The sequence below is a fragment of the Acinetobacter sp. 789_lipA genome (genome assembly GCF_058242845.1).
In genome coordinates this window covers 1-11,853 of sequence record NZ_JBZAYS010000006.1, presented here as the reverse complement: position 1 = coordinate 11,853, position 11,853 = coordinate 1, and the positions used below count along the sequence as shown (strand labels likewise).

The following is an 11,853-nucleotide window of genomic DNA, read 5'->3' as shown; positions in this document are numbered from 1 at the left end:
GAAATGTGTTATAATTATCTATAAAAATCAATGCTGTAGTTTCTAGTTGATAGCCCATCTTCCCCAAGATGGGTTTTTTTTATGATTTTTCACGTTCCACGCCTATTATTTAAGCAATGTTTCACGACTTTGTTCATATTAGTTAAACAATCGTGGTTAATCATAGGGTCTAAAAAAACGGCTCCAAAAGCCCCTTTTCTCCGGCTCCTGTTCAACGTGCTCCGGTACGGGAATCCGCTTATTTTCAGCCTGCTCCGGAGTAGTCAATCCGTCATCTTTCGGTTCAGCTTCTGGCCGAGGATCCGTTGCTATATCCTGGCTAGATTTCTGATCGGTAAACGTAGTCATATTGGCTGTGGGAGGCTTCATTTCGATGAGTGTTAGAAGCGTATCTATACGAGCGTTCGCCTTGGATTCACGATCTTCGGCTTTTTCTAACTGTTTTTTTAGGAAGTCGATTTGGCTTTTCAGTTCTACCACTGTTTTATCAATGTATTCAGGTGTATTTTGATTTTGTATTGAAGACGTATCAATACGTTTTGCCTGTTTTGCTCCAAAAGGCTCACCATAGACACGAAGTAGTTCTGAAAAATCTATACAACCATCATGGTCACGACTTAACACACCATTTTTTATATCTTTATATAGTGTAGCTCTAGATTTTTTATACAGCGTTGCAGCATTACTAACACTGTATTTTGTAGCTGTATTCATAGTGTATTGCTGTGTATTTTGAAAATGTATTGGAGAATACAATATGTGTATTCTCCAATACACTCAAGCTTTAAAGCCAAGGTTTTGTAGGTGGGGTAAAAACTGCTTTTGTTGTATTGGATCTCTCAGCATTTCTTTGATTTTTGCTGCTAAGCTCTCATAGCTTTCATTGCCATTTGCTAAGTTTGAAAATTCAGGGAGTCGTGAAAGCTGATTGCCAAACATATTGATTTGAGCATCTGTCATTTGGTGGAATGTTACTTGGGATGTTTTTGTTAATTCATGTTGAGCTGGTATTGCTTTTGATTTAATTCGGAATTGAATATCTGTGATAACTCTACCTTTTTTGAATTGGTCATAGTCAACGGTAATATTGGTATGTTTATTAATTTCACTTACTGCTCTGTCTAAGACATTAGATTTAAAATTAGACATAGTTGAATATTCAGTCGCATCCAGCCCTAATTTTGATCTAAGATCGTTAATACTATATTTCTCAGTTTTTGCTACATTCAACCATTTAATTAGTAGCTCATATAGTCTGATGCTATATTTACTCTTAAAGTCAGACACTTGTTCTATATGGTATTTTGTGAATTGTTCGCTTAATCGGCTAATTAAACTGATAACTTCGTTACTAAGGTATAAAACGATAAGGCCACTAGAATCTACATAGGTCACTTTATTTACCCAATTTGCTGTAGTAAGAGCTTCTTGGCCCTTATATCTATCTAAATAACTAAACTCTCTTCTTTTTAGTGTTTTCGCTGCCTCTCTAAGCAAGCCATAGGCATTATTACTATCTACCTTAAATTGATGAACGTAGTCACTTACGAATACTTCTATTGGTGTATCAGATGTGAGATTAGAAGACTCTCTAGCTCCAACTATGGCCAAGAGCATAATACGTTGCTCTATGAGTGATAAGTTGAAAGAGGCATCGATAAGAGCATTATCCTTAACAACTAATTTATTGTTATTTGTCATGATATGAAGCTTATTAATTCATTTAACTAGGTTATATTCTATTTATTTTAAATAGTCAATAATTCAGCTATTCAAATACCCCTTAAACCTATCTTTATCACCCCTTAAACCTATCTTTATCACCCCTTAAACCTATCTTTATCACCCCTTAAACCTATCTTTATCACCTCTTAAACTATTGCAAATAAAGGCTTACAGCATGTCTAAAAGCATTTAAAAACCTTAAAAATAATTAAAAGCCAAAGGAGTGAAAAATTGCCCTTGGTTTTCGCTTCACTTCGTTCGCTCAAACTCTATTGAATCTCGCTTTCGCTCGATTCGTCGGGGCAATTTTTGGCCTAATCTCGTTGTGACTTTAAAAAAAGCAAAGGCAAGATCAAAAGCAAGTCGGAATTCGCTTCGCTCATCAGCTTTTTTTCTCGCTTCGCTCGATTTAAGAAGCAAACTTGGAAAGTTCGCACCCATTCGGGATGCTCTGTAAAGCAGGTGATTGATGGATAGGGAGCTTGTAATCAGGGAAAAGGATGGGCAAATTTTTTCAGTTCGCTCGTAGACACTCGCTCTGTTTATCGCCTCATGCCACGAGATTTCATTTTAGGAGCTTGTTGCTGTGCTTTGAGCTGTTGTTCTTGTCTAAGTTTCATTTGTTGTTCTGCTTTGATCTTATCCACACAGTTTTTAATAGCTCGGTAGGACTCATAGAGGTTCTGATATTGCTCGGCTTTGGCTGGATGCTCTTTTTCGTACTGTGTCCAGGCATGTGCTTTGAATTTTTCGTTTTCCAATAAATCCTTCACACCATTTTTTTTCTGGTATTCATGTCTGCCTTTCAGTTGTTTGTGTTCTTGGTAAATCGCATCACGTTGTGCCTCCCAAGCTTTTTTTCCAAACAGCAAGGGCTTGTTCTGACCTAACTCGTTGTGTTGATCCACCAAGCTTTGCAATTTGTCATGACTTTGTTTGAGTCTGCTTTTCACGATGTCTTGGGCGAGCTGCTGATTGAAGTCATTTTTGTGCTTTTGTTGTTTACTCAGGATACCTTCGACTTTCTCAAGATTGTGTTGCATAAAATCTAGGTCTAAATTCGCCTCTTTTGCGCTTATTTCGCCTTTGAGTAGTTTGCTTAGGGTTTCTCTCTGTATGTATTGAAATTGCTCTTCTGCGCTTAATGGTGGCGTTTTAGCGCTATTTTGGATATGCATCTGCTGTTCTGTTTTTAGTTTTTTGAGTGTGATCTCATTTTCAGCAATCAGTAGATCCATATTTTTGCCGTATTGCAGCTGAGCCTGATTTCTTTCTTTGATCTCATCGTTGGTTCGGCTGATTTCGGTTTCGATGCCTCTTCTGCGTAGTTCGGTGACTTTCGGTCCTTCGTGCAGGGTGGCCTGCAAGCCATTTTCCTGGTCTTTGTAGCTGCGGTGGTCAACCCTTGCTGTGGATCCGACCATGTCGAGGTGCATATTGCAGATATCGGCAAAGTGTTCGCGCCAGTGCTCGATTTCTCCACTGTGTTTCTGATCGAGTTCCCGAGTTTTTTCTGTAAAACCCTCTGGCGTGAGTTTACGTGTGCTCATCAGGATATGGGCGTGATAATTGCGCTCATCACTGCCGGATCCGGTATGCGGTGCATGGATGCAGGCATCGACGGCTACTTGATGTCTTTCCACGATGCTGGCACATAATTCTTCGAGCATGGCCAGACGTTGTTCCTGGTTTAATTCACTTGGAAAGGCAATTTCAAATTCCCTGGCTACAGTCGAGTTTTTTCGGGTTTCGCGTTGTTCGACTTCGTTCCAGAGTTTTTCTCGGTTTTTTAAATGTTCTGGTGCGCCTTCGGGTAAGTAAATCTCTTTGTATTCCACCCCGGTTTTTCGGCTGTAGTCATGTTCTCGGCCTTCACGTTCACAATAGATCTTTTCACCTGCCCGATAGGCAATCGCAGCAGTGGCGGATCGCCCTGCTGATCGTGCTACTGTTTTGACTGAAAAGTGGTAAATCGCCATGCTTGTTTTTCGCTTTTAAATTTTCACGTAGTGAAATACAACCGTGGATACGGTTGTTGGGGTATTGGGGGAACCCCAATCGGACTTGCAAACGAAGTTTGCATAAGTGCGCTCTTCGAGGAAAACATTACTATACATATAGCACCTTGAATGCATATTCAAGTGCGCTTATGTTAGGGATGGTTTCCCAGGATGATGGTATTGGATTAATGAGCATTACTGAAACACTAGACAGCAAAATCAAGGCACAGGAAGAAAAGCTAAAGCAGTTAAAGGCTCAAAGACAGGCAGCACTGGCAAGAGAACGAGCCAAAGAGAAAGAACAGGCTCGAAAGGATGATACTAGACGCAAAATTTTAATTGGATCCTGTATGTTGAAAATCACCGAAGATGATGAACAGGCCAGAGCTAAACTAATTGCTCAGATGGATAAATATTTAACAGATGAACGTGACCGGAAGTTGTTTAATTTATAATTCTTTGGATAGCTTTTTTATATAAACATTTAATTTAAAAGTTAATACTTTCTAAGTTATTTAAATTTACTTTCAGTTCTGTTGGTTGTTTTCCTGAGATGTAAACGTATAGAAAACTCTACTTGGGTTAATCCCATTTTTTCACACCCTGCTTTAGAGTCAGGCAGCCTAAGGTCTGTGGCTTGGCTTGCCTGAATTTCATCACGTTTTATGGCACCTGCTTCTTTTAGTGAAAGGACAAGATGATCAAATAGTTTGTTATTCATGGAGCGGTCCTTTCACATTATTGAAGCCTGGTGGAAATTTTTTATTGATCTGAAAAAAATCTGCCCAAAACTCTACGCCTAAATTTACTAAAGAAGGATCAGTTTCAAATAATTCCTTCAAATTTTGTGCACTCGTATCTGATTTCCAAAATAGGCTATGTAAAGTGACTGACTGCTTTGCAATATTCATCGTATTTTCATCTGAATAGCGAACGAACAGCGAGATAACCTTTTCATCATTTTCATAAAGAAAGCAAAAAATGATTTTTTCAGAAGAGTCATGTCCTAAAATTTCATCTCTTTTCATAGGTTTTAGTACTCATTTCATCAAGTTAACAGAAGGCAATTTCAATACTTCTGATTTTATAAATTTTACTCTTTCAATGATGCAGAATCCTTTATCTATTTCTAATAATCAGTCTTTTAGAATGAGTTTTATACAAAAAATGAGGGAAAAACTCCCTCATTTTTCTTAGTGTTGTTCATGTTCTTTGTAGTACTGATGCTGTCTTCTGGAATTATGTTTCCAACTTTTAGCAACTTTATAGACATATGCTGGAAGATCATCCCATGCTTCAGCTAGACCAGGCCCTCGCGCTACACGAAGTTTAAGAGGATAGTTTTTATATTCAATGCAATGAATTGAATAAAAGCTTTTCTCTTGGTGTGTACTGAATTTTTTATGATAAACACTTTTCACATTAGGAAAGCGTTTATAAAAATAATCATTAGGATGTGGTTTTTTTACAGATTGATGATACTGAGATTTCAGTCTTTTCATGATTCCTCCTAGGTAACATTACCTAGAAGGGATCCTGTGCAAAGTAGTTCATCCTATTGCTCCTAATCTAAAGGGTGATTTTTGAATTCTTCAATATGGTTTCACGCAGAATTTTACGTATGCATATTTGATAGCCTTTATCCTCAGAATTATATAAGAACTCTGCTTGTTAAATCTAAACAACCAAAAAGCTGAAAATTAATATTCAATAATACTACATAGTGGTATATGATGAGTTACTACAAGGTAGTATGAACATCAGCAATGTATACAATATGTGAAACCCCATTATTTACTAAATACTGTCTTGTTTATTGGACTCAGGAAGAGTACGAAGAATTTAAAACATTCTTGGCATTAAATCCTGAAGCCGGAGATGTAGAGCCTAATTCAGGTGGCATTCGTAAAATTAGATGGACGAGTGGTGGTAGGGGTAAAAGTGGTGGTGTCAGAGTCATCTACTTTAATCGTTTAACAAATGGAGAGATCTGGTTATTAACCCTGTACAGTAAAAAGCAAACGGTACAGCTTAGTAAGAAAACTCTTCAAGCATTGGTGGAGAAATTAAATGACTCGTTTAATGACTGAAAAAGAACTCGAAGCTTTTGAAGCAACCAGAGATATTGAAGCTGAAATCTTGCTAGGTATAGATGACATGCTTGCTAATAATGCTGCTAAAAGAACTGTAATCACTGAGACCGATGTAGCATTAGCTCGTAGAAAGGCTCAACTGACACAAGAACAGTTTGCCAAACTTCTGGGTGTTTCGAGACGTACACTCGAATCTTGGGAACAAGGTGCTAGAAGACCTTCAGGAGCAGCAACATCCCTTATTCGATTATTTATTGTTGATCCACAATTTGTAAAAGAAAGCCTGGCTTGATTTATATAGCTCTCGATTGAGGGCTATTCGCTATAACCAGATTCGAGAATCATGATGAAGCATTTAGGATTTGTCGGAAAAAGTACAGAACATCTTGGATATACACATGTTGAAATTATTAACAGTTCTCTCCGACTGTCTTTCAACGTGCCATTAAAGAATAATCCTGAGGAAGTCTTTAGAAAAATGGTAGAAAGCAACTACGATTTATTAATGGCGACCTCATCAGAAATTTCGTTTGAATTAGACCATGAAATAATTGAAAATTTAGAAAAATTAATTAAAAAACAAGGTATTGAGTTGGAGGAATTTATTCAGGATACGTTGGTTAAATTTATCAATCAAAACCAATCAGATACTGCCCACTAATTACTATATTCAGGCAATAAAAAACCCCGGCATCCTGCCGGGGTTTTTCATGTTTTCTCATGTGCTTTCACTATCCTCTGGTCCCTATCGAATAACTTATAATTTTTGTTTTATGTTATGGAACTTCCTGTTCCTGATGAGTTCATCATAGGAAAGTTCCAGTATCCTAGATAGCCGCAAAGGGCCGAGATTCACGTAAGCCTGAGCGTACAAAATAGCCTAAATTTTATCCACAAAAAATGTGGATAATTTTAAGCATTCAAGCATTGATAAAATTTAAAAAATCGCAAAATCGACTATTTTTTAAACAATTTTATTGGCAAGAAGTATCAAAACCGCTCATAAAAAAGCCGACTTGTTTCCAAGTCGGCTTTTCGGGTTTGCGTCCCAATTTTTTTATAGCATAACTTTTTGAAATATAAAACTATTTTTATATGCGTTTCGTATAACGCCCATTATGTTAAATGGGTAATAATAAATTGGTGGGATAGTGCAGTTTTTTAAATTTCTGATAAGAGATTGTCTGTTGAATCTGTAACAAATAAGATATCAACTAATATTCTGTTTCAAATAGGTTTGTTAATTAAAAATTATATTCTGAACCAATATTTTTTGGTGCGTTTGGCTTCCAGGATTTTCTGTAGTATCTAAGGTATTACCTTACACTTTAAAATTATTTAAATCTGAAAAATCAAAATTGTGGTCCTAAAATTGCTTAATAAAAATATGAAAAAAAGTAAAGTATATTAATTTTATGTTGCAAAACTCTAAGCGTATTGGTTTTCTATTGCTCGATAACTTTTCCATGATTGCCTTTTCAAACATGCTTGAAGTATTACGTATGGCTAACTATGTCACACAAGATAATTTATACCAATGGAACGTGACGGGTTTAGATGGTCATCACAGTTGCGCAAGCAATGGTCTGCAAATACAACATACCTGTGTTTTGCCACATTTACTGAATATGGATATCGTTTTTATTTGTGGTGGTTTTCAACTGTATAAGAATATGACCCCATACTTAAAGAATTTTTTATATCGGCTTGATCAACAAAAAATTGCTTTAGGTGGTTTATGTACAGGTGCTTATGTATTGGCAAAAGCAGATCTGCTAAATGGCTTTCGTGCTAGTCTTCATTGGGAAAATACCTTAGCTGCACAAGAAGAATTTCCATTAGTACAATTTACCCCGCATATTTTTACCATTGATAAGAATCGTTTTACCTGTTCTGGTGGGCTTGCAGCGATTGATTTAGGCTTGGAACTTGTTGAAATACATTATCCAAATATTGCTAAGAGAATCTGTGAGCAATTTATTGTTCATCAAGTACGTGAGAGCAATGAAATTCAACATCAACCCATTTCTGAACATAGGAAAAAACTTGATTTTCCAATTCAAGATGTATTGCGCTTAATGGAAAATAATATTAATGAGCCTTTAACCATTGCTGAAATTGCACAGCATGTAAAAATTCAACCGCGTACCTTAGAGCGCTTGTTTAAAATGAATCTGCAATTGGCTCCGAAAGAATATTATTTAAAACTAAGACTCACCTATGCACAGAATCTACTTAAACAGTCTACTTTAAGCATTTCAAATATTGCTTTGGCATGCGGTTTTTGTAACGGATCTAGTTTTACTAAAGCATATAAAGCTTTTTTTAACTATTCACCCAAATTTGAACGTAATGTTCTAGATTTTGCTAATTAGTATTTTTTAATCTTGTCGGTTTTTGACAACTTTCTGACGTTTTTGGCAAAAATACCTACTCATATTCTGCATAAGCTTAGGTGATTGGTTACATCACATTGATCTAGGCACATATATGAATACTTTAGTAAATAATTTGGCTGTTTCAGAGCTACCATCATTATTAACCATTGAAAATGGTGAAAAAGTTTCTGCAACATTTTCATTATCTGAGTATCAAAATAGACAAAGCAAGCTACGCCAACTAATGGAAGAGCTAGAAATTGATCATGTTCTATTTAGTTCAATACATAACATTAACTATTATGCGGACTTTATTTATTGTTCATTTGGTCGCTTCTACGGTCTGGTGGTTAGCCCAGAAAAAGTGGTGACAATTTCAGCAAATATTGATGCTGGTCAACCTTGGCGTCGTACGGTTGGTGACTATAACGTTGTTTATACCGATTGGCAGCGTGATAACTATTTTAAAGCGGTTACACAAGAAATTCCGAATAAAGGTCGTGTAGGAATTGAGTTTGATCATTTGCCTTTAGAGCGTTTAAATAAGTTAAAAGCTGTTTTGCCAAATGTAGAGTTTATCGATATTAGTGCCCCATGTATGAAACTACGCATGATTAAATCTGCTGAAGAAATTGCACATATCACCCAAGGGGCTGCTGTGTGTGATATTGGTGGTTTCGCAGTGACTGCAGCGATTCGTGAAGGGGTACCAGAGCATGAAGTGGCTTTAGCTTCTACCCAAGCGATGGTACGTGAAATTGCCAAACGTTTTCCAAACTCTGAATTAATGGATACATGGACTTGGTTCCAGTCAGGAATTAATACCGATGGCGCACATAATCCTGTCACAACACGCCAAGTGCAAAAAGGTGACATCTTAAGTTTAAATTGCTTCTCGATGATTGCAGGCTATTACACAGCTTTAGAACGGACACAATTTTTTGATCATTGCGATGATGCTTCACTACGTATTTGGGAAGCCAATGTTAAGGTGCATGAAGCAGGCTTAAAATTGATTCGTCCAGGTGCACGTTGCAGTGATATTGCGAAAGAATTAAATGAAATTTTCTATGAAGAAGGCTTATTACAATACCGTACCTTTGGTTATGGACACTCTTTTGGCGTGTTATCGCATTATTACGGTCGTGAAGCAGGCTTAGAATTACGTGAAGATATTGATACGGTGATTGAACCTGGCATGGTGATTTCCATGGAACCTATGGTCATGATTCCACAAGGTATGGCTGGTGCTGGTGGTTACCGTGAACATGACATCTTGGTGGTGACAGAATCAGGCAATGAAAATATTACTAAATTCCCATATGGTCCAGAACATAACATCATCAAATAATAAATTGCATAGGCACTTCTTTTAGAAGTGCCTATTTGATTCGAGGGGAGAAAAATGAAAAAAGACAAGCAGGTAGAACAAAAAAACACCTTAAGACGTGTCGCAAGTGCAAGCTTTATTGGCAATTTTGTAGAATGGTTTGATTATGCAGCATATGGTTTTTTGGCAACAGTCATTGCAGTTGTTTTTTTCCCGCAAAGTGACCCTTTAACGGCATTAATGGCTGCCTATGCTATCTTTGCAATTTCATTTATTTTGCGTCCATTAGGCGGTATTTTTTGGGGGCATGTGGGCGATAAATTTGGTCGAAAAAATGCTTTATCGTGGTCGATTATCTTAATGACACTGGCTACGGTATGTATTGCACTGTTACCAAGTTATCAAAGTATCGGTATTTTTGCACCGATTATGCTATTAATATTTCGGATGATCCAGGGCTTCTCAGCTTCAGGTGAATATGCTGGAGCAGCAAACTTTCTCGCAGAATACGCGCCTAAGGAAAAAAGAGGACTTTATACCAGTTTAGTTCCTGCAAGTACTGCAACGGGTTTACTACTCGGCTCTTTAATGGCAGCAGCAATGTTCGCTTTTATGTCAGAGGCATTTTTACACGAATATGGCTGGAGAATTCCATTTTTATTGGCAGCACCATTAGGCTTAATTGGATACTACATTCGTGTCAAGTTAGAAGATACCCCAGAGTTTTTAGAACATCAAAAAAATGGCAAGAAAGAAAATTTTCCAATCAAAGCCTTATTTACCCAGTATCGACCAGCACTTTTTAAAGCATTTGCTGTTGCATCTTTAAATGCCACTGCGTTCTATCTTATTTTTAGTTACATGCCAAATTATTTAGCTACAGAGTTAGGTGTAAATAAAACGCAAGCCTTTATCTCGGGGTCAATTTCATTGCTATTTTATATTGCTGTGGTTTTTGCAATGGGCAAATATTCAGACCGAATTGGACGTAAGAAAATGTTGCTTTGGGCAAGTCTAAGCTTTATCGCACTGACTGTACCCTTGTTCTACTTACTTTCAACCGCCAGTTTTGTTGAAATGGTGATAATCCAGCTCGTGTTCTGCACATTGTTAGCAATGAACGATGGTAGTTTACCTGCATATTTAACAGAACAATTCCCTATACAAGTGCGCTATACCGGTTTTGCCTTTAGTTTTAATACTGCTAATGCATTGTTAGGTGGAACAGTTCCTTTTGTTGCAACCTGGTTAATTCAACAAACAGGTAATACCTTAGCACCTAGTGTCTTATTAATTGTAGTTGCAATTTTTGCAAGTATGGCTTTATTACAAAGGAAATCACATCGTTTAATCAATGCTAAAGCTTAAAAGGAATTGGTTATGCTTTTAAACGCTTTACCTGCACTCAATAGAAATATATCGACTTTAATTGGTCTTACAGCTGTCATATTTTGGAGTACAAATGTAGGCTTAATTCGTAGTGTCAGTGAGAGTTTTGGAGCTGTAGCCGGTGCTGCTCTAATTTACAGTGTCGCATCCGTGATTTTACTTTTCACGATTGGCATGCCTAAGTTTTCTACAATCCCAAAATCCTATTTATGTTGGGGAAGCCTTTTATTTGTTGCTTATGAATTATGTTTTGCTCTTTCTATTGGCTATGCACAAAACAGTAGACAAGCAATCGAAGTTGGCATGATTAATTATCTATGGCCAACATTTACTCTACTATTTGCAATTATTTTTAACAACATTAAGGCCAATATTTTAATTATTCCCGGTTGCATATTAGCCTTGGTTGGAATTTGTTGGGTGCTAGGGGGAGATACTGGATTTGATCTCTTCCAGATATGGACCAATTTGAAGGCTAATCCTCTTAGTTATGGTTTAGCTTTTGCTGCTGCTATTTTATGGGCTACATATTGTTCTGTGACAGTAAAAACGTCTCAGGGTAAAAATCTAGTCACTATATTTTTTGCCCTAGTTGCAGCTGTACTATGGATAAAATACCTTCTCATGAGTGGGTCAGCTCTTAATTTTACTTATGACAATACAGTCACTCTGATTATGGCGGCTGGTGCTTTAGGTTTGGGATATGGTGCTTGGAATATTGGAATTATTTCAGGGAACATGACATTAATGGCTGGCGCTTCTTACTTTACTCCCGTGTTATCTGCTTTGTTTGCTGCATTACTTCTAAGCACTTCCTTATCTTTCATCTTTTGGCAAGGTGTTGCAATGGTGACAACAGGAGCAGTCTTGTGTTGGTTAGCGACTCGAAAGCAATAAATTATTTAGAGGCTTTAAAATTAACATAATACACCTTATAC

13 protein-coding genes and 1 pseudogene are annotated in these 11,853 nt (G+C 37.1%); 8 read left to right on the top strand and 6 right to left on the bottom strand.

Annotation, left to right across the window (positions count from 1 at the left end; translation table 11 throughout):
- Positions 1-156: 156 nt before the first annotated feature.
- The 3 genes from AC4CUZ_RS19735 to mobQ all read right to left on the bottom strand — a co-directional run bounded on the left by AC4CUZ_RS19735 (position 157) and on the right by mobQ (position 3,704).
- Positions 157-714, bottom strand: coding sequence for a plasmid replication DNA-binding protein (locus tag AC4CUZ_RS19735; RefSeq protein ID WP_005268333.1), 558 nt, complete (start codon positions 712-714; stop codon positions 157-159).
- Positions 715-777: 63 nt separating this feature from the next.
- The gene (repM, locus tag AC4CUZ_RS19730; protein WP_005268335.1) at positions 778-1,701 is read right to left on the bottom strand and encodes a replication initiation protein RepM; all 924 of its coding nucleotides are present in this window, start codon (positions 1,699-1,701) and stop codon (positions 778-780) included.
- A gap of 566 nt (positions 1,702-2,267) precedes the next feature.
- Complete coding sequence (gene mobQ / locus AC4CUZ_RS19725; RefSeq protein WP_114837845.1) at positions 2,268-3,704, bottom strand: MobQ family relaxase; 1,437 nt, start codon at positions 3,702-3,704, stop codon at positions 2,268-2,270.
- Between the two features lie 209 nt (positions 3,705-3,913).
- On the opposite strand from mobQ, the gene AC4CUZ_RS19720 reads away from it, so the two are divergent.
- Positions 3,914-4,180, top strand: a complete 267-nt coding sequence (locus AC4CUZ_RS19720; protein ID WP_146857204.1) for a DUF8583 domain-containing protein — start codon at positions 3,914-3,916, stop codon at positions 4,178-4,180.
- 83 nt (positions 4,181-4,263) lie between these two features.
- Here AC4CUZ_RS19720 and AC4CUZ_RS19715 read toward each other — a convergent pair.
- From AC4CUZ_RS19715 to AC4CUZ_RS19705, 3 genes and pseudogenes are all read right to left on the bottom strand, one after another.
- A pseudogene (locus AC4CUZ_RS19715) lies at positions 4,264-4,446 on the bottom strand (transcriptional regulator); the annotation flags it as partial.
- The gene (locus AC4CUZ_RS19710) at positions 4,439-4,753 is read right to left on the bottom strand and encodes a hypothetical protein (protein ID WP_114837847.1); all 315 of its coding nucleotides are present in this window, start codon (positions 4,751-4,753) and stop codon (positions 4,439-4,441) included. The pseudogene AC4CUZ_RS19715 and the gene AC4CUZ_RS19710, both read right to left, overlap by 8 nt.
- A 165-nt stretch (positions 4,754-4,918) precedes the next feature.
- Positions 4,919-5,227 (bottom strand): hypothetical protein, encoded by a 309-nt coding sequence (locus AC4CUZ_RS19705; RefSeq protein ID WP_111810818.1) that lies wholly within the window; start codon positions 5,225-5,227, stop codon positions 4,919-4,921.
- Positions 5,228-5,491: 264 nt separating this feature from the next.
- On the opposite strand from AC4CUZ_RS19705, the gene AC4CUZ_RS19700 reads away from it, so the two are divergent.
- The 7 genes from AC4CUZ_RS19700 (at position 5,492) to yddG (ending at position 11,812) form a co-directional block, all read left to right on the top strand.
- Positions 5,492-5,815, top strand: coding sequence for a type II toxin-antitoxin system RelE/ParE family toxin (locus tag AC4CUZ_RS19700; RefSeq protein ID WP_000288001.1), 324 nt, complete (start codon positions 5,492-5,494; stop codon positions 5,813-5,815).
- Positions 5,796-6,110, top strand: a complete 315-nt coding sequence (locus AC4CUZ_RS19695) for a helix-turn-helix domain-containing protein (RefSeq protein WP_111810819.1) — start codon at positions 5,796-5,798, stop codon at positions 6,108-6,110. Before AC4CUZ_RS19700 ends, AC4CUZ_RS19695 begins: the two co-directional genes overlap by 20 nt.
- Before the next feature lie 51 nt (positions 6,111-6,161).
- Positions 6,162-6,479, top strand: coding sequence for a hypothetical protein (locus AC4CUZ_RS19690; protein WP_228254635.1), 318 nt, complete (start codon positions 6,162-6,164; stop codon positions 6,477-6,479).
- Between the two features lie 754 nt (positions 6,480-7,233).
- The gene (locus tag AC4CUZ_RS19685) at positions 7,234-8,193 is read left to right on the top strand and encodes a GlxA family transcriptional regulator (RefSeq protein ID WP_005130393.1); all 960 of its coding nucleotides are present in this window, start codon (positions 7,234-7,236) and stop codon (positions 8,191-8,193) included.
- 115 nt (positions 8,194-8,308) lie between these two features.
- Complete coding sequence (locus AC4CUZ_RS19680; RefSeq protein ID WP_120371440.1) at positions 8,309-9,547, top strand: M24 family metallopeptidase; 1,239 nt, start codon at positions 8,309-8,311, stop codon at positions 9,545-9,547.
- Between the two features lie 54 nt (positions 9,548-9,601).
- On the top strand, positions 9,602-10,894 hold the full coding sequence (locus AC4CUZ_RS19675) for an MFS transporter (protein ID WP_005130395.1): 1,293 nt from the start codon (positions 9,602-9,604) through the stop codon (positions 10,892-10,894).
- Positions 10,895-10,906: 12 nt separating this feature from the next.
- Positions 10,907-11,812, top strand: coding sequence for an aromatic amino acid DMT transporter YddG (gene yddG / locus AC4CUZ_RS19670; RefSeq protein ID WP_005130397.1), 906 nt, complete (start codon positions 10,907-10,909; stop codon positions 11,810-11,812).
- The last annotated feature ends 41 nt before the right edge of the window (positions 11,813-11,853 follow it).